At 71.2% G+C, this 17,585-nt stretch carries 19 protein-coding genes and 1 pseudogene; 11 read left to right on the top strand and 9 right to left on the bottom strand.

Annotation, left to right across the window (positions count from 1 at the left end):
* Position 1: 1 nt before the first annotated feature.
* Both EXE47_RS06830 and EXE47_RS06825 read left to right on the top strand, forming a co-directional pair.
* Positions 2–391 (top strand): hypothetical protein, encoded by a 390-nt coding sequence (locus tag EXE47_RS06830; RefSeq protein WP_049933103.1) that lies wholly within the window; start codon positions 2–4, stop codon positions 389–391.
* A 109-nt stretch (positions 392–500) separates the two neighbouring features.
* The gene (locus EXE47_RS06825) at positions 501–704 is read left to right on the top strand and encodes a hypothetical protein (RefSeq protein WP_086216023.1); all 204 of its coding nucleotides are present in this window, start codon (positions 501–503) and stop codon (positions 702–704) included.
* 115 nt (positions 705–819) lie between these two features.
* Here the strand turns inward: EXE47_RS06825 and EXE47_RS06820 are convergent, their stop codons facing one another.
* On the bottom strand, positions 820–1,332 hold the full coding sequence (locus EXE47_RS06820) for a CinA family protein (RefSeq protein ID WP_049933106.1): 513 nt from the start codon (positions 1,330–1,332) through the stop codon (positions 820–822).
* 59 nt (positions 1,333–1,391) lie between these two features.
* Here EXE47_RS06820 and EXE47_RS06815 point away from each other — a divergent pair, with 59 nt between their 5' ends.
* The 4 genes from EXE47_RS06815 to EXE47_RS06800 all read left to right on the top strand — a co-directional run bounded on the left by EXE47_RS06815 (position 1,392) and on the right by EXE47_RS06800 (position 4,288).
* On the top strand, positions 1,392–2,063 hold the full coding sequence (locus EXE47_RS06815) for a bifunctional 2-polyprenyl-6-hydroxyphenol methylase/3-demethylubiquinol 3-O-methyltransferase UbiG (protein ID WP_049933107.1): 672 nt from the start codon (positions 1,392–1,394) through the stop codon (positions 2,061–2,063).
* Positions 2,060–2,659 (top strand): hypothetical protein, encoded by a 600-nt coding sequence (locus tag EXE47_RS06810; protein ID WP_049933123.1) that lies wholly within the window; start codon positions 2,060–2,062, stop codon positions 2,657–2,659. Before EXE47_RS06815 ends, EXE47_RS06810 begins: the two co-directional genes overlap by 4 nt.
* Positions 2,660–2,725: 66 nt before the next feature.
* Entirely contained in the window at positions 2,726–3,034 is a 309-nt protein-coding gene (locus EXE47_RS06805) for a hypothetical protein (RefSeq protein WP_089308759.1), read from the top strand.
* Positions 3,035–3,106: 72 nt separating this feature from the next.
* Entirely contained in the window at positions 3,107–4,288 is a 1,182-nt protein-coding gene (locus tag EXE47_RS06800; RefSeq protein ID WP_089308758.1) for a PAS domain S-box protein, read from the top strand.
* 46 nt (positions 4,289–4,334) lie between these two features.
* Here EXE47_RS06800 and EXE47_RS06795 read toward each other — a convergent pair whose 3' ends face one another.
* From EXE47_RS06795 to EXE47_RS06775, 5 genes are all read right to left on the bottom strand, one after another.
* Complete coding sequence (locus EXE47_RS06795; protein WP_089308757.1) at positions 4,335–4,976, bottom strand: thymidine kinase; 642 nt, start codon at positions 4,974–4,976, stop codon at positions 4,335–4,337.
* 79 nt (positions 4,977–5,055) lie between these two features.
* Positions 5,056–5,511, bottom strand: coding sequence for a hypothetical protein (locus EXE47_RS06790; RefSeq protein WP_086216028.1), 456 nt, complete (start codon positions 5,509–5,511; stop codon positions 5,056–5,058).
* Positions 5,512–5,615: 104 nt separating this feature from the next.
* On the bottom strand, positions 5,616–6,680 hold the full coding sequence (locus tag EXE47_RS06785) for an amidohydrolase family protein (protein WP_089308756.1): 1,065 nt from the start codon (positions 6,678–6,680) through the stop codon (positions 5,616–5,618).
* Between the two features lie 74 nt (positions 6,681–6,754).
* Positions 6,755–7,534, bottom strand: a complete 780-nt coding sequence (locus EXE47_RS06780; protein WP_049933116.1) for a class I SAM-dependent methyltransferase — start codon at positions 7,532–7,534, stop codon at positions 6,755–6,757.
* Between the two features lie 31 nt (positions 7,535–7,565).
* Entirely contained in the window at positions 7,566–8,852 is a 1,287-nt protein-coding gene (locus EXE47_RS06775; RefSeq protein ID WP_089308755.1) for an HD domain-containing protein, read from the bottom strand.
* Between the two features lie 137 nt (positions 8,853–8,989).
* On the opposite strand from EXE47_RS06775, the gene EXE47_RS06770 reads away from it, so the two are divergent.
* Entirely contained in the window at positions 8,990–9,394 is a 405-nt protein-coding gene (locus EXE47_RS06770) for a universal stress protein (RefSeq protein ID WP_049933119.1), read from the top strand.
* Between the two features lie 105 nt (positions 9,395–9,499).
* Here the strand turns inward: EXE47_RS06770 and EXE47_RS06765 are convergent, their stop codons facing one another.
* From EXE47_RS06765 to EXE47_RS18905, 3 genes and pseudogenes are all read right to left on the bottom strand, one after another.
* A complete protein-coding gene (locus EXE47_RS06765) occupies positions 9,500–10,732 on the bottom strand; it encodes an HD domain-containing protein (protein WP_049933120.1) in 1,233 nt (410 codons plus the stop codon).
* 19 nt (positions 10,733–10,751) lie between these two features.
* On the bottom strand, positions 10,752–11,306 hold the full coding sequence (locus tag EXE47_RS06760; RefSeq protein ID WP_049933122.1) for a transcriptional regulator: 555 nt from the start codon (positions 11,304–11,306) through the stop codon (positions 10,752–10,754).
* Between the two features lie 83 nt (positions 11,307–11,389).
* Positions 11,390–12,699: pseudogene (locus EXE47_RS18905) on the bottom strand (phosphoribosylamine--glycine ligase).
* 119 nt (positions 12,700–12,818) lie between these two features.
* Between EXE47_RS18905 and EXE47_RS06750 the strand changes: the two are divergent.
* The 4 genes from EXE47_RS06750 to EXE47_RS06735 all read left to right on the top strand — a co-directional run bounded on the left by EXE47_RS06750 (position 12,819) and on the right by EXE47_RS06735 (position 17,455).
* Positions 12,819–13,625 (top strand): alpha/beta fold hydrolase, encoded by an 807-nt coding sequence (locus EXE47_RS06750; protein WP_049932954.1) that lies wholly within the window; start codon positions 12,819–12,821, stop codon positions 13,623–13,625.
* A gap of 1 nt (position 13,626) precedes the next feature.
* Positions 13,627–15,231, top strand: coding sequence for a class I adenylate-forming enzyme family protein (locus EXE47_RS06745; RefSeq protein ID WP_089308754.1), 1,605 nt, complete (start codon positions 13,627–13,629; stop codon positions 15,229–15,231).
* Between the two features lie 106 nt (positions 15,232–15,337).
* A complete protein-coding gene (locus EXE47_RS06740) occupies positions 15,338–16,312 on the top strand; it encodes a hypothetical protein (protein WP_089308753.1) in 975 nt (324 codons plus the stop codon).
* A gap of 441 nt (positions 16,313–16,753) precedes the next feature.
* Complete coding sequence (locus EXE47_RS06735) at positions 16,754–17,455, top strand: helix-turn-helix domain-containing protein (protein WP_049932952.1); 702 nt, start codon at positions 16,754–16,756, stop codon at positions 17,453–17,455.
* Positions 17,456–17,585 lie beyond the last annotated feature (130 nt).

Here is a 17,585-nt window from a genome sequence, read left to right as displayed (position 1 = left end):
CATGAGCGAGTCGACGGGCGACGGGGAGTTCCGGCGGACCCTCCCGCTGTTCGACAACCGAGACCGAGACGCCGTCCAGCGACTGCTCCACCACGCGGTCGAGGACCTCAGGTACGACCACCCGGACCGGAAGGTCGCGAGGGACCTCTACCACGAGATCCGAGAAGGGGACGCGATCCGGCTCCGCGTCGGGCGGGGGATCCGCGACGAGACCCTCGTGATAACGCCGGCCGAACTCGACGCCGACGCCGGGCAGATACTCGACCGGTTCGTCGGGGCCATCCCGTCGGAGTCGGTCGAGTGGCGCCGCGTCGCGACCGAACTCGGGGAGTGGCGGACGGAGCGAGAGCTGTCGGACGACACCGAGATCGCCTTCCAGTACCTCCACTGACACCGGACGCGGCGGCGCGGGTTTTCACGCCCGCCGCCTTCTCGACGGCGCGTCGACCGCTGTCTCGCGTTCGGGATCCGTTTATATACGTCCCGCGCGGATCGCCGCCATGGACTCGTCGGACCGGGCGCTGCTCGGCGTGGCCGGAATCGTCGGCGCGCTCGTGCTGGCGGTAGCGCTCGCCGGCGGCGCCCTCTTCGGCTTCGGCGAGTCGGCCGCGCGGCCGCTCCGCCTCCTCGCGGTCGAACCGCTCACGTGGATCGTGATCGCGGCGCTGCTCGTCGCCGTCGTCGGGAACGCCTACATCGACTGACGGCGCGAACGCTTCACCGGACGACGGCCACCGGCACCGACGATCGCCGGGACACCGTCTCGACGACGAGGAGAGCGGCGTCCTCGGTCGCTCAGCCGTCGGCGTCCCCGGTCGCTCAGCCGTCGGCGTCCTCGATCGCACGGACGAGCGCGTCGAGCGCGCGCTCGGCGGCGCCCCGCTTCACCGCGTCGCGGTCGCCGTCGATGACGGCCCGCACGGTCCGGACGAACGACTCCCCGGTTCCCCACGGGGCGGCGTGCGCGACGCCGAAGTGGACGAGACCCACCGGCTTCTCGTCGGTGCCGCCCGTCGGGCCGGCGATACCGGTCGTCGCGACCGCCCAGTCCGCGTTCGCCCGGTCTCGGGCGCCCGCCGCCATCTCGCGGACGACGGGGTCGCTCACGGCGCCGTGGGCGTCGAGCGACTCGCGGGAAACGCCGAGCAGCTCGCGTTTCGCGTCGTAGGTGTACGTCACGAAGCCGCGGTCGAAGTAGGCGCTCGCGCCCGGCACGTCCGTCACCCGCGATCCGACCAGCCCGCCGGTGAGCGACTCCGCGGTCGCGAGCGTCTCGTCGCGGTCGCCGAGGAGCGCGTTCAGTCGCTCGGCGGGGGCCTCGGTCTCGTTCATACCCGCAGTCCGGGCGAGACGCCCCTGAGGTTTACGCCGCGGCGCGGCGAAGGGCGCCCGTGACCGACACCGACTGGGACGAGCGGTTCGCGTCGGGCGAGTACCCGCGCGCGCCGGAGCCGTCCCCCGTGCTTCGCGCCTACGAGCCGTCGCTCCCCGACGGTCGCGCGCTCGACGTGGCTGCGGGGACCGGCCGCAACGCCGTGTTCCTCGCGGACCGCGGACGCGAGGTGGACGCGCTCGACGCGTCGGCGGAGGGGCTCCGCGTCGTCCGCGACCGCGCCGCCGAGCGCGGGATCGGCGGGCGGATCGAGGCGGTCCGCGCCGACGTCTCGACGTACGGCTTCCCGACGGAGGCGTACGACGTGATCACGATGAGCTTCTTCCACGCGCTCGGTCGGTTCGCGGACCTCGTCGAGGCGCTCGCGCCGGGCGGCTACCTCTTCGTGGAGGGGCACCTCCGGTCGGCGGACCCGTCGCCGTCGGGACCGAGCGACGACCGATACCGGTTCGCGGCCAACGAGCTGCTCCGCGCCGGACTGGCCTTGAGCGTGCGCTACTACGACGAGACCACGGCGGAGCGCCCGGACGACCGCCGGCGCGCCACCGCGCGGCTGCTCGCGCGGAAGGCGAGCGGCGGCCGGCAGTCGTACCCGACGCGCCCGGACGCGCCGGACAGGTGGCCGGGCGGCGAGAGCGACGCGACCGCCGCGGACGAGCGAGACGCGTGAGCGACGACGGCTCCGCGTCGCCCGCGGCGGTCCTCCGGTCGATCGTAGCGCGCGCAGTCGACTGCGACCCCGCGGGCCTCGGCGATCGGACCGCGATCGTCGAACGCGCGAGCGGCTCGGCGAACGGCGCCGACGAGCCGGAAGGTTCGCCGACGCCCGTGGGCCGACTCGCCGAGCTGATCGGTGGGTCCGACAGCGTCGTCGCGGTCGTGCCGCGGTTCGACGCCGACCTCGCCGGGCGACTGAACGCGTCGCTATCGGCGGGAGACGAGGCGCACGAATCCGGCGCCGCCGCCGACGCGACCGCGCCGAGCGAGGGCCGCGTCGTGTTCACCGGTTCCGCGGCCGACCGCCTCACCGGAACGACGGGGGCGGTCGTCCGCCGCGCGCTCGCCGACCGCGGCGTCGACGCGTACCGCCACGAGGGCGAGTCCCCGATCGCGGTCGTCCTCGCCGACGACCGCGCGGCCGTCGGGCTGATCGACGGAGCGGGGGTCGCCGCCCTGCTGTGGACGAGGGACGCCGCGGTGCGGGAGTGGGCGGCCGCGACCTGTCGGCGGTATCTCGACGCCGCTGAGCCGGTAGCGGACGGCTGAGGGACCGACGCCGAACGACGCCGCAGTCCCCGGGCCGCTTTTGAGGGCCCCCGACGAAGGGGGCGTATGAAAGCGCTACTGCTGTTGGTGGCCGGACTCGGCGGACTGATCGAGGCCATCGCGCCGCGCCGCGTCGTCGCGCTCTGGACCCGCGCGCTCTACCGGAACGCCGGCGAGGCGGAGCCGCGCGAGTGGGTGTACGCGGCCGCGAAGGTCGAGGGAACGCTGATCGCGGCCGGCGCGCTCGTGGGGTTGTTCCGGCTCGCGACCGCGGACGGGGATTTCCCGGTCGACGACTCGACGGCGGCGGACGAGCGCGAATCCGACCCGGCGATCGCAGGCGGGCACGGGGACGACCAAGCGGCCGCGGAGTGAGCCGACCGCCCGCCCGAACCGTTTGATAAACGGACCCGAACGTATATTGCGCAGGTCGCGGTATGAGTGCGCATGACGGGGCCTCCAGCGGACCCCAAGTCGGACGACCCGTCGACGGTCCGCGTCCTCCACGTCGACGACGACCCGGCCTTCCTCGATCTGACCGCGACGTATCTCGAACGGATCGACGAGACGTTCGAGGTCAGCTCCGAGACGAGCGTCGAGGACGCCCTCGACGCGCTGGAGTCGGCGCCGATCGACTGCGTCGTCTCCGACTACGACATGCCCGAGACCGACGGGTTGGCCTTCCTCCAGCGCGCCCGCGACAACGGCGTCGACACCCCGTTCGTCCTGTTCACCGGGAAGGGGAGCGAGGAGATAGCGAGCGAGGCCATCTCCGTCGGCGCGACCGATTACATCCAGAAGCGCGGGGGAAACGACCAGTACGAGGTGTTGGCCAACCGCGTCCGCAACGCCGTCGACCAACACCGGTCGCGGGCCGCGCTCGCCGCGAGCCAGGAGCGGCTGTCGCGGTTCATCGGCCAGTCACCGCTGGGAACGATCGAGTACGACGACGAGTTCCGGATCGTTCGGGTGAACCCCGCCGCCGAGGAGATCCTCGGCTACGAGGAGTCCGAACTCCTCGGCGGGACGTGGCTCCCGTTCGTTCCCGAGACGGAACGCCGACACGTCGCGGTGCTCGAACGCGACCTGCTCGCGAATAAGGGCGGGTACCAGAGCGTCAACGAGAACGTCCGCAGCGACGGGGAGCGGATCCGCTGCGCGTGGCACAACCAGGTGGTGACCGACGAGGACGGAGCGGTGATCGGCGTCTTCTCACAGTTCGAGGACGTCACCGAGGCGGAGGCCCGGAAGCGCGAGATCGAGCGGACGAACGCCGTCCTGTCGACCGCGCTGGACGCGCTCCCCGTCGGGATGCTCGTCGAGGACGGGGACAGGCGCGTGATACGCGCGAACGAGCGGGTGTACGAGCTGTTCGACATCGACGGCGACCCGGAGGCCGCCGCCGGGCGCGACTGCCGGGAACTCGCCGTCCAACTGAGCAGGCGGTTCGCCGATCCGGAGGGGTTCGTCGACGGGATCGAGCGGATCGTCGACGCCCGGCAGCCGGTCGACGACGAGCGGCTGGCGCTCGCCGACGGAACCGCGCTGATTCGGACGTACCGACCGATCGATCTGCCGGGCGGCGGCGGCCACCTCTGGGCCTATCGGCTGGCGAACGGGCCCGACTGAGCCGCGGTTCGTCCCCACCGTCGAGGGGCGGCGTCGCGGGACCGGCTCAGTCGTTCGCGGAGTCCGCCTCCGGGCAGTCGAACGGTCGCTCCGCGTCGGGGCGGTCGCCGGTCAGGAGGACGTGGCAGTCGCGGCACCGCGCCTCGTAGGACTCCTCGGCGCCGACGAGTATCGTCGGGTCGTCGACGTGGGCGGGCTCCCCCTCGATGAGCCGCTGGTTCCGAGAGGCGGGCTCGCCGCAGACCGAGCAGATGGCCTGGAGCTTGTCGACGTACTCCGCGGTCGCCATGAGCTGCGGGAGCGGCTCGAACGGCTCGCCGCGGAACGTCTGGTCGGTGCCCGAGACGATCACGCGGCTGCCGCGGTCCGCGAGGGCGTTACAGACCTCGACGAGCGCGTCCGAGAAGAAGTTCGCCTCGTCGATCGCGACGACCTCGGCGGGGTCGTCGTCGAGGATGTCGAGCGGCCCGTCCCCCTCGTTGTCGACGACGGTCGCCTCCCACTGCCGGCCCGTGTGGCTCCCGATCGTCGCCTCGCCGTAGCGGTCGTCGATCGCGGGTGTGTAGACGGCGACCGACTGGCCGGCGATCTCGGACCGCCGGAGCCGGCGGAGCAGCTCCTCCGTCTTGCCCGAGAACATCGACCCCGAGATGACCTCGATCCACCCGGATCGAGTGATTGCGTGCATACCCGATCCGGCCGGAGCCAGCGACTAAACCGTTTCTCTCCCGGAACGCGGCCGCCGCGTCGCCGCCGGCGACCGCCGCTCAGATCCCGGTCGCGACCCCGACGATCGCGGCGGCGACGACGACGTACGCCGCCGCGGAGACGGCCCAGTCGCGCCGGACCCGACCGAGCCGCTGACGCGGGAGCCCCGACGCGCGCGGCAGCGGGACGAGCGCGAAGAAGCCGACCATCAGCGCGAGCTGGACGACCCCGGCGACCGCGACGGCCACGAGGGGACCGAGACCGAGCAGCGACCCGGTCGCGGCCGCCAGCCCGACGAACAGCAGGCCGGAGCCGCCGCCGGCGACGTAGTGGACCCACGTCGCCAGCCGCTCGGGCGCGTCGTCGACCGGCGTGTCCGTGAGCACGCCGGCGGCGACCTTCGGGGCCGTCGTCCCCTCGGGGAGCCGAGGCATCACCTGATCCATCGCGAGCGTCGCGACGAGACCGACGATCGGTCCAAGCGCGAGTCCGGCGAGCAACGAGAGCGTCGTCATCGCGCGGTCGTACGCTCGGAAGCCATTTCATCCCGTCGGCGCGGTGCGGAATCGGACCGGGAGCGGAGCGAGCGAGGAGTCGCGGCGGAAGGCGAGAGCGCGATTCAGTCGTCGCGGGGGACGACCTGCCTGCCGCCGATGACGACCCGCGAGACGTCTGCCTGTCCGGCCCGCCTGACGACCGCGCGGACGAGGTCGCGCGCGCCGCTGAGGTTGTCGGAGTCGCCGTCGAGGACGAGCAGGTCGGCGTCGGCACCGGGCTCTATCACGCCGCGGTCCACCCCGGCTATCTCCGCGCCGTTGGCCGTCGCCATGCGCAGTATCGCTCGGGCCGGGAGGTCGGACAGCTTCGCCGCGAACTCCATCTCGCGGAACATCGAGGGCGAGTCGGTCATCACGTTGTCCGTGCCGAGGGCGACGGTCGTTCGCTCGCTCAGCTCGCGGATCGGCGGCACGCCGACGTTGGTGACGAGGTTCGACCGGGGGCAGACGACGACCGGCGTCCCGCGGTCGTCGAGCCGTTCGAGGTGGATCGGCTCGGCGTGGACCATGTGGACGAGGAAGTCGGGCGCTAAGTCCATCGCGGCGTTGATGTCGTCGGCGTCGCGCTCCCCGGCGTGGATCCCGAAGGGCTTGCCTGCGTCCCGCGTCGCCGTCCGGACCGCGTCGAAGTCCGCGTCGCGGGCGCCGGAGGCGCCGTACCCGTCCGCGACGGAGAGCACGTCGGGGTCGTCGCGCCCGAAGACCACCGGGTCGATCGCCCGCTCGCCGAACGGAACGCCCGCTCCGGCGAGCGCGTCGCGGAGCGCGGCGACGCCGTCGACGCCCCCCTCGCGGAACTCGAGGAACGTCCCCGTGCCGGTCGACTCCATGTACCGCAACGTGCGCGCCATCGCGGCCACCTTCTGCCCGCGGTCGGCCGCCCGGAGGAGCCGGTGTTTCAGCCCGTCCGGCGGCACGACCAGCTCGTCGAGCGAGAGGCCCTCGCCCGCCTCCTTGGCGATCGAGTCGCCGATGTGGGTGTGCGCGTTGACGAACGCCGGGAGGATCACGTCGTCGCTCTCGACGGTCGCCTCCTCGACCCGGACGACCTCGCCGTCCGCGACGACGACCCGGCCCTCGACCGGCTCGAAGTCGGGGCCGACGAGGATCGTCCCTTCAAGATACATACCGGAGGCTCGTCGCGCCGCGGGGAAAACGTCGTGGGAGCGGCACCGAGCGGCGGCACCTCCGAGGAGGGGCGTCAGGGCGCGTCGAGCCGCGCCCAGAACCCGAGCGTGTCCGGGAGGAGCGCCCGTGGCTCGGCGGCCGACGCGGCGTCGCCCTCGCTCGTCGTCTCGCCGCCCGCGGGCTCCGGCTCCACGACGCGCTCGACGTCGAACCCCGCGTCAACGAGGGCGCGGTGGAGCTCGGAGACCGACCGGTCGAAGGCGACGAGGTCGGCATCGTACGACTCGTCGATCTCGATCTCCCGCCGCGGCGGCGCGTGATACCCCCTGTCGATCGTTCCGGTCTCCGGGTCGATCAGCTCCCGGAACGGGTGCATCACCGACAGGTAGAACGCGCCGCCCGGCCGGAGGACGCGACGCGCCTCGCGCACCGCGGCGTCGAGGTCCGCGACGAGTTGGAACGCCGCCTCGGAGAACGCCGCGTCGAACGCGTCGTCTGCGAGCGGGATCCGGGTCACGTCACCCTGGAGGAACCGGGCGTCGACGCCGTAGTAGTCGCGGAGCCGGCGCGCGTGATCGAGCTGCCCCTCGGCGATGTCGACGCCGACCACGCGGTCGGCGCCCGCCAGCGCCGTCCCCACGCTCCCTTGGCCGCCGCCGCAGCCGAGTTCGACGACGTCCGCGCCCGCTATCGGCGGCGGGAACTCCGAGCCGGCCGCCGCGTGGCTGTCCGGGTCGAAGGGCGTCGGGACCGGCGGAACTCCGGACTCGTCCGTGTCGGCGTTCCACAGCGCCTGGAACGCGTCGCTCCACTCGTTCCAGAGCCGGCGGTTCTCGCGGTGGTCGTCGGTCACGCCGGCGGATCGGTCGGCGACGGCATAAACCTCACTCGAACTCGTCGAGCGTCGTCGGCATCGCGCCGCGCACCTCGGTCACGAGCCCGTCCGGGTTGAGGCCGAGCACGTCCGCGGCCGCGCGGCCGACGCGGTCGGTGGCCGGTGCCGGGGCGTACACCCCGAGGCGCCACTGGTTGCGCTGGGCGGTCCGGAGCGCGGAGACGAGCGGCGACTGGCGCTCCAGCCGCCGTATCTCGCCGTTGACGGTGACGCGCGCGGTCGACTCCCGCATTGTCGGCTCGGGGGGCACGTCGAGGATCACGTGGTCGCGGGCGACGCCCGCCTCCGCGGCGATCTCGCGTTCGAGCGCCGTCTCGGCCGCGCGGTCCGCCTCGTGGACCCGCTCCGGCACGTCGTCGTACTCGGCCCACACCGCCAGCTTGTACAGGTCGCGCTCGTCGTACCGCCGGGAGAGCTCCGCGGTCCCCGGGCAGTCGCGGATCGCGGCGAGGAAGTCGTGGTCGTCCATCCGGCGCAGCTCGGCCGCCGTCGTCGCGGTCGCGTCGAGGAGTTCGCTCGCAGCCCGACGCAGCATCGCCTTCGATATCCGCGCGACGTGATGGGTGTAGACGACCGGGTTCATCAGCGCGCGGGCGAGGAGCAGGCTCTCGGCGGTCTGGACGTTCCCCTCGTCCAAGACGAGCTCCGGGGCGCGGCGGTCCGGGGTGTCGCCGTCGGTGGCGGCGCTCTCCCCGCCGTCCGCGACCTCGCCGCGCTCGACGAACGTCAGCTCACGGACGAACCGCTCGGTGTCGATCGTGCCGTACGGGACGCCGGTGTGGTAGGCGTCGCGCACGAGGTAGTCCATGCGGTCCACGTCGAGCTCGCCCGAGACGAGCCCGGCGTAGGGCCCCTCGCCGGCGACGATGTCGGCGATCCGGTCCGGGTCGAGGCCGTGGTCGCGCAGCACCTCGCCGACCGCGCCGGTCGCGAGCAGCTCGTCGACATCGTCGTGGTACTTCCCGGTCCGGCGGTGGGTGAGCGATTCGAGGTTGTGGCTGAACGGGCCGTGCCCCACGTCGTGGAGCATCGCCGCCGCCTCGATGCGGTCGGCGCGCTTCCCCTCGATCCCGAGGTGGTCGAGCGCGCGGCTCGCGAGGTGGTAGACGCCGAGGCTGTGTTCGAACCGCGTGTGGTTCGCGGAGGGGTAGACGAGCTGGACCGTGCCGAGCTGTTTGACGTGGCGGAGCCGCTGGAGGGCGGGGGTGTCGACGAGGTCCGCGGCGACACCGTCGATCTCGATGTGGTCGTGGACGGTGTCCTTGACCGTGATCATGCGTCCGGCTTCGGCGGCAACCGGTAAAAGGCTGTGAGTGTCGCTCCCGCCGCGGCGGCGCCGGAAGCCGCCGGTCGGCTCCCGTCAGCCGCGAATCCGTGGCACGGTTTATGAGGCGACCGTGCGAAGTGTCGCGTATGTACGACGTGTTGCTCGGCATCGGACTCGACGACGAGCCGCGAGCGATCGCACAGGCCGAGGCGGTGATCGACCTCCCGGGCGATCCCGACGAGGTGACCGCGCACCTCTGTCACGTGTTCCGAGACAACCCGGAAGGCGCGTCGGTCCACCAGATCGGGACCGTGCGGCGCGCCCGGGAGATTCTGGAGGACGCCGGCGTGAACTGCGTCCACTACGAGGCCAGCGGCGATCCGGGCGAGGAGATCCTCGCGGCCGCGACCGACATCGACGCAGACCTCATCTGCGTGTCCGGGCGCAAGCGGAGTCCGGCCGGCAAGGTGGTCTTCGGCAGCACGACGCAGGCGCTCGTGTTGAACGCCGACCGACCCGTGTTGGCGGTTCCGGGACCGAACGAGGAGTGACGCCCGCGGTGTGCGATCAGGGGTGGCGAAACTGAGCGCGCGGTCGCGGCGGAAGCGAGAGCACGCCGCGGCGCCCGAGCCCCGGGGCGTCGCCGTCGGCGGGGGTCAGGGAGCGGGCCGCTCCGTCGCGCGCAGTCCCAAGACTTCCCGCGCCGCAGTCGCGACCGGGTCGACGCGTTCCGCGGGACAGTAGACGCCGAGCGTCCAGCGGCGGCGCTCGGCGGCGCGGAGCCCGGTGACGAGTTCGGAGGCGTCCTCCAACCGCTGCGGGACGCCGTCGACGACGACGGCGGAGCCGGACTCCTTGAGGGTCGGTCGCGAGGGAATGTCCACGATCACCGCGTCGCGGTCGACCCCCGCGGCGTCCGCGATCTCGCGTTCGGCGGTCCGCTCCTCGGCGCGCCCCGCGTCGACCGTACCAGCCGGCACTTCGTCGATCCCCGCCCACACCGCGCGCTTGTAGAGGTCGCGCCGCTCGATGCGCTCGCCGAGCGCCGGCACGCGCTCGCGGAGTTCGACGAGGAGGTCGTGGTCCGCCATCCGGCGGAACGCCGCCGCGTCGGTGTCGGTCCGGCCGAGGTAGCGCTCGCAGGCGCGCTCCAGCATCGCGCCCGCCACGCGGGAGACGTGGTGGCGGTAGACGACGGCGTTCATCAGCGAGCGCGCGACGAGCAAACTCTCCGCGGTCGCAACGTTCCCCTCGTCCAAGACGAGGTCGACAGCGTGGCCCGGATCCGAGACGAGGTCGGCCGACCCGCCGGCCCCGTCCCCGCCGACCAGCCGGAGCTCCGTGACGAGCCGGCCGGTGTCGACGGTGCCGTACGGGACGCCCGTGTGGTGGGCGTCGCGCACGAGGTAGTCCATGCGGTCCACGTCGAGCTCGCCCGAGACGAGGGGGCCGAGCGCGCCCGCGCCGTCGATGAGGCCGGCGACGCGCTCAGGGTCGAGCCCGTTGCGTTCGAGGACCTGACAGACCTCGCGGTCGGCGTCGGTGAGCAGCCACCCCACGTCGTCGTGGTCGCGGCCGGTCGCGCGCCGGATGATCCCCTCGGTCTGGTGCCCGTACGGGCCGTGTCCCACGTCGTGGAGCATCGCCGCGGCGCGGACGTGCGCGGCGGTGTCGCCGTCGACGCCGAGTCCATCGACCGCGCGGCCCGCGAGGTGGTAGACGCCGAGGCTGTGTTCGAACCGCGTGTGGTTCGCGGAGGGGTAGACGAGCCGGACCGTGGAGAGCTGCTTGATGTGTCGCAGCCGCTGGAACGCGGGGGTGTCGACCAGCTCGGCGGCGAGGTCGCCGAGCCGGACGTGCCCGTGGACGCTGTCTTTGATCGCCTTCATCCGCGCGTCTCGGTCAGAGTCACTCGTCGACGACGTCGATCCCGAATCGCTCTTCGAGCGCGCGCACGACAGAGCCGCCGACGTTGGCGGTCGCGGCCCGGCCGTCCTCGACCGCGAGGAGGTCGTCCTCGTCGACTTCCAACTCGGCCGCGACCTCCTCGACCGTCAGCCCGGCGTCCTGCCGCGCTTCGGTGACGACGTCCCCGTAGCCGGAGACGAGGTACGGCAGCCGGTCCGACTCGTAGCTCGTCCCCTCCTCCTCCCAGCGCTTCGAGTCGCCGGTCGCGGAGTCGTACATCTTCGCCTGTTTCCGGGCGAGCTCCTTGTTCCGGCTCTCCGTCGGCTGCGACTCGGAGCCGGCGCCGCCGGGGCTCCCGCCCCGCGACCCGCCGCTCGGACCGCCGCGGTCGCTGGGGGCGTTGCCGGCGTCGTCGTGGGGGCGGCAGTTCGAACACACGAGCAGCTTGGCGCCGGCGACCGTCGCCTTGCGGAGGTCCGCGGTCTCGCGCCCGCAGAGCTCGCACGCGTCGCCGTCGTCGCCGCCGCCGCCGCCGCCCGTCGAGTACTTCGGCATACCACGTGTAGTTGCGCCGGACCGTTAAAAACTCGTGGAGCCTCGCGGCCCCGTCTCGGGTGCCGGTCGGACCGACCCGCGCGTCACGGGCCGAGGTACCCCCACGCCTGAAGCCGGTCGCCGTCGCCGTCGATCCAGCGCTCGCCGATGTCGTCGCGGTAGTACATTTCGGCATCACGACGTCGTCGATGCGCCCGTACGCCCGTTTGCGCGCCGCCCCCATCGTCTCTCCCTTCCCGGTGACGACGATCGGCATCCCGCTCTCGCCGGCGACACGCCACTGGCCGTCGACCCGCTTCGCGTCCTCGATGTGGATCCCCGCTCTGTCCGCGGCGTCGAAGACGACGGCGGCGTTCCGCGAGTTCTCGTCGTACGTCTGCTCGTCGTCGAACGGGAACGGCGGCAGCACGACTCGCACGGCGATCTGGTAGCCGTCGTGGAGGTCGGGCTCGGGCTTGTCGCCGTGCGCGAGGTCGTGGAAGAACTCGGCCGTCGACGACTCGATCGACTCCTCCTGGAGGGCGATCGTCGGGTATCCGAACCGCGGCGTGAACTCCAGCGGGTAGATCCCCGTCTCGTTGACGATACAGTTGATGTCGATGCTCCCGACGTACCCCTCGTCGGCGAGCCACCCTTCGAGCTTCCCGAACGTCTCTCGAAAGAGCCTGTTCCGTCCCGCCCAGAACATCGAGGCCCCCATCTCGTCGGTCGAGGGCCCGATGTTCCCCGGGAACAGCTTCTTGTGCTCGAAGTTGAAGTTGACGCGGTCGACAAACTCGTTCCCGTCGAAGAAGCCGCAGATCGCCACCTCGACGCCCTCGACCTTCCGCTGGAGCTAGAACCCCTACATCCGGTGCCCCCACGCCTCCTTGTACGCGCGGAGGACGTCGACCACGTCGCCCCCGTCGTCCTCGTCGCCGACGTACAGCAGGCGCTTGACGTTTTGTACCTCGCCGAGCGGTTTGATCGCGTAAGGTCCGGGGTTCCGTTGGACCTGCTGGATACCGGCGTCGAACTCGCGGAACACGTGGTGTTCGACCGTGTTGACGCCGTGGTCTTCGAGCACCTCCGTCGCGTAGCCGCGGTCCTCTTCGAGGCGGTCGGTGTTCGGCGTCCCGCCGACGACGGCCTCCCCCTGTTCGCGTCGTTCCTAGGCGGGTTCGCACGTACCGACGCCGGAACCGACCCAGATGTCGTCGAAGACGGTCACGTCGGCCCAGTCGACCTCGGCGCGCCAGTCGTCAGTCTTCGGGACGAACCCGTCGCCGATCTACTGGTCGCTTTCGGCCTCGACGTAGTACTTCACGTCGTGGCCCTCGCGGTGAACCTGCCACGCCAGATCGGCGATCAGCGCGGCGTCGGCCGAGACGAAGAGGAAGGCGGCGTCGTCCATGCGGGGCGGTCGCCCGGGAGGGACTTGAGTGTGTACCGCGTCGCTCGCGCCGGTCCGACCGGGAGACGGTTGAAACGTTAACGCCCGGGTTGATGAGGGACGGCGTGGTCGATCCGAGTATGCCAACCGTGACACGGGACGGCGTGACGATAGACTACGCCGTCGACGGGGATCCCGGGGAACCGACCGTGCTGCTGCTCGAAGGGCTCGGGTACGGCCGGTGGATGTGGCGGTGGCTCGCCGAGGCGCTGGCCGACGACTACGAGGTGCTCCGGCCGGACAACCGCGGGACCGGAGACTCGGACGTGCCGGACGGGCCGTACACCGTCGCCGAGATGGCGGCCGACGCGGCCGCGGTCCTCGACGACCGCGGCGTAGAGGCGGCCCACGTCTGCGGCGCGTCGATGGGCGGGATGATCGCGCAGGAGTTGGCCCTCTCCGACGACCGGGTCGCCTCGCTGACGCTGCTGTGTACCTCTCCCGGGGGCGACGACGCGGCACCGACCCCGCCCGAGGTGCAAGAGCACATCTTCTCCGCGCCCGAGGACGCCGACGCCCGCGAACGGATCCGCTACCTGATGGAGCCGGCGGTCTCCGACGGCTTCTACGACCGCGAGCCCGAACTCGTCGACCGGATCGTCGACTGGCGGCTGACGGGCGACGCGACCCCGACCGGCCGCGAGGCGCAGGCGGCCGCGGTGGCGGCGTTCGACGCGAGCGACCGGATCGGCGACCTGTCCGTCCCGGCGCTCGTCCTCCACGGGACGGCGGACCGCGTGCTGCCGGTCGAGAACGCGGAGCTGCTCGCCGAGCGTCTCCCGCACGCGGAGGTCGACCTGTTCGACGGCGGGCCGCACCTCTTCTTCGTCGAGGAGCGCGAGCGCGTCAACGACCGAATCCGGGCCTTCCTCGGCGGGGTCGCCTGAGATGGCGACCGGAAACGATCCGCGGGGAGACGACCGTACGGAGGAGGTCGGCGCCGAGTCCGACCCGCGACCGCACCCGCACGGCGACCGGGGGTACGACTGGGTCGGCTCGCTGTCGGCCCGCCGCGCGCGGCTCTCGCCGGACCGCGTCGCCGTCACCGACACGGCCGCGAACGCCGAGTACACCTACGCGGAGCTGGACGAGCGCGCCAACCGGACCGCGCGCTTCCTCCGCGACGCCGGCGTCGAGGCGGGCGACCGCGTCGCCGTCGTCTCCCGGAACCGCGTCGAGCTCGTCGACCTGTACTTCGCGACCGGGAAGACCGGGTCGGTGCTGGCGCCGCTCTCCCACCGCCTCGCGGAGCGCGACCTCGCCGCGGTGTTGGGCACCGTCGACCCCGAGTTGCTCCTCGTCGAGGCCCCGTTCGGCGGCGACGTCATCGACGCGTTAGAGCGGGCGGACGTCGAGCCCGCGGTCCGCTCGATCCCGACCGACGGCGACGACGCGTGGCGCCCGTACACGCGGGATCTGCCCGGGGACGGCTCGCCCGTCGAAACCGCCGACGTGTCGCTCGCGGACCCGCACCTCCTCTTACACACCGGGGGCTCGACGGGCACGCCGAAGGAGACGGTCATCAGTCACGGCGCGATCCGCTGGAACGCGTTCAACACGATCACCGCGTGGGGGCTCCGCGAGGACGACGTGACGCCGATGGTGTTCCCGATGTTCCACACCGGCGGCTGGAACGTGCTGACGGTCCCCTTCTTCCAGATGGGCGGGCGGATCCTCCTGAGCCCGGAGGTCGACCCCGGCCGCGTCCTGCGCGACGTCGAGCGCGAGTCGGCGACGACGCTCGTCGCGGTCCCGGCGGTGTTGCGGATGATGGCCCGCCACGACGAGTGGGACGCCACAGACCTCTCCTCGCTCCGCTTCGTGAAGAGCGGCGGGGGCCCTTGCCGCGAGAGCGTCATCGCCGCGTGGCGGGACCGCGGCGTCGAGATATCGCAGGGGTACGGCCTCACCGAATGCGGGCCGAACAACTTCGCGATGCCCGACGACTTCCCGCCGGAGAAGACCGGGAGCGTCGGCGTCCCGGCGCTCGCGGTCGACGCGCGCGTCGTCGACGAGGACGGTCCCGTGCCCGACGGCACCGTCGGCGAACTGGAGCTCGCCGGGCCGGCCGCCGCGGACCGATACTGGGACGAACCGGAGGAGACGGCCGAGACGTTCGGCGACTGGGTGTCGACCGGCGACCTCGCGCGCGTCGACGAGGACGGCTACTACCACATCGAGGGGCGCAAGAAGAACATGTTCGTCTCGGGCGGCGAGAACGTCTCCCCGCCCCGCGTCGAGGACGCGCTCACCGACCACCCGCGGATCGAGGAGGCGGTCGTGATCGGCGTTCCGAGCGAGCGCTGGGGGACGGTCGGGAAGGCGATACTCGTCGGCGACGAGTCGCTCTCGCTCGACGACGTGGAGTCGCACCTCGCCTCGCGGGTCGCCCGGTACGCGGTCCCGAAGGCGCTGGCGTTCGTCGACGAGATGCCGACCTCCGGCCCGTCGAAGATCGACCGCGCGGCGCTGAAAGAGCGGTTCGGCGAGTAGGCGATGCGAGGAGATCGGCTCGGAGCGGGGCTGGCGGGCGGAGAGCGCCTCGCTCGGAGTGAGCAGTAACAATTTTTTTTTGAAACTCGGAGTAGACAACCGGTGTATGTCCTCCACACGTCGTGCCCTCCTTGCGACCAGCGGACTCATCGCGACCGCGGGGTGTGTGAGACCGATATTCGGGCCCGCGCACGACAAGATCGGATCGCTGTCATTGCGCGCCCAGACCCCCTCGACCGTCGCCGAGCGGACCACCACGCCGGTGACAGTTCGTGCGCTCGGCCCGTACGGACACACCCTTGTTCGGCGTGTACTCGACGACGGATCGGCGTCCTATACCGCTGCCGACACGCTGGTTGCCGAAGGAGAGATCGTCCAGCAGGACGGAGCGTTCTACGAACTCACTCACGAAACGACGGGGCATACGCCGGCGATGGCCTATCCGATCGAATTCGAGGCGACAGTCCCGGCGACGACCTCGGTCGACGACGATGAGACGGTCTCTTTCGATGCCCTCCCGGCGGTTGATCGAAGCGCCCTCCGAACCGGTCTCATAAACGAACTCTGGCGGAGGCTCTCCCGGACCGAGGGGCGCGTCTCCGGCGATGGGGAACTGGTCTATCCGGCGACACCAAGCGGACCAACGGAGTCGCTGGTCGTTCCGACTCCCGAGTATGATACCGTCCGCTACGGAGACGGACAGGTCCGGCTCTCGGTTACCGGCGAGGCGACCGAGACGCGCTTACACAGCTACAGACTCGAAGGCTCGACGGTCGCCACCTCAGAAGAGGCCTATGTATCCGATGTCCTTACGCGGTCTCGGACGGACGCCGTAAAACTCGAAGCGTCGACGCTCACCGACCGCCAACACGATATTCTTCAGGCGGCAATCGATCAAGAGTACGGCCACGATCAGCCGATCGACGACGCGTCATCGGCGTACCGGACGCTCGTTGTGCGCCTGTTCGCCTCTGATAGCGACCCCGAATCGGTTGATCTCGTTGACCTGTCGGGTAGTGAGGCAATGGTCGTCTACGACGGGACACTGTATCGGGCGAGCTACACTGTCAGTACCCCCTGATCACGACCTACCCGGTCGTTCAGGAATCATCGTAGTACTCGCCGCGGGGCTTCTGCTCGCGATCAAGTTGACCGTCGAGCTTGTTGATCCGTGGACCGCGGCTTCGTGCGTCCCGTCGGAAGCTGATGCCAAGCGCCTCAAGGAAGGCGTTCACACCCTCGCGCATCGGTTGTGGGGCTCCGACTGTCCGTGTTCGCCCGACGTGTCTCGAAGACGATCGGTCGGTCGGCGACCCGATCGGTGACAGAGGGGTCGCGATCAAACAGCGTTTCAGGCTCCTCGGGCGCAATCTGCGTCTGCGAGGGGTCGCGCGTACGCAGTGACGAGGTCGACCGAGACACCGGGGGCGACGGCTGTTATGACGTGCCAGACAAGGTTTTGAGTCTTCACCGAGCGTTCCACAGGAACAACCGTTATATACGCGGGGGATAAGGTCGTGTCATGCTCGACGTCACGATGGATATGGAGCAGTTCGACTGCCCGTTCATCGACACCTCCGCGGACCACGACGTCTCCTTCTCCGCTATGCACTGGCAGCTGGACACCGCGGCGGAGCAGCTGGAGACGCGGCTGCTCGTCGAGTCGCCGGACCGCTACGAGCTCGGCGAGGGGCTCACCGCCCTCCGCGACCACGAGAACATGGCCGAGTACCGGCTGTTCTCGAAGCAGGACGGGACGGCGATCATCCGGACCGTCATCGAGGAGACGAACGCGATGTCGACGATAACCGACCACGGCGGCTACATCACGGGCCCGTTCCTGATCGAGGACGGGTCCGAGCGCTGGCAGGTCGGGTTCGACGACGAGGCGACGACGGAAGCGGCGCTCCACGACTTAGAGAAGGGCAACGAGTTCGTCGTCGAGGACCGGTCCGAGCTCTCGATGGAGGCGCTGTTCGACACGATGCGGAACGCGAACGCGGCCTCGACGATGCTGGACGCGTGCCGCGACCTGACCGACGTCGAGCGCGAGACCATCGAGACGGCCGCCGACGCGGGCTACTTCGAGTCGCCCCGCGAGGCGACGCTGTCGACGCTCGCGGACGAGTTCGACGTCTCGACCGCGGCCGTCTCGAAGAACATGCGCCGCGGCGAGAAGAAGTTGCTCCGCAGCGTCGTCGCCGCGCTCGACGGCCTGGAGTAGACCGGGGACGCGGCGACACGACCGAGGCGCCGCGGTCGTCGGACCGACGGCTCGTCGTTCGGAAACCGCGGTTTCGGCGCCCGTTTTCGGCGTATTCTCTCGACACCCCGCGGTCTGTTAACATCTTAAC

Source organism: Halorubrum sp. GN12_10-3_MGM (assembly GCF_005435235.1).
GTDB lineage: Archaea > Halobacteriota > Halobacteria > Halobacteriales > Haloferacaceae > Halorubrum > Halorubrum ezzemoulense.
Note: the sequence above shows the minus strand (reverse complement) of the source record. Positions and strands in the feature narration are given on the sequence as shown.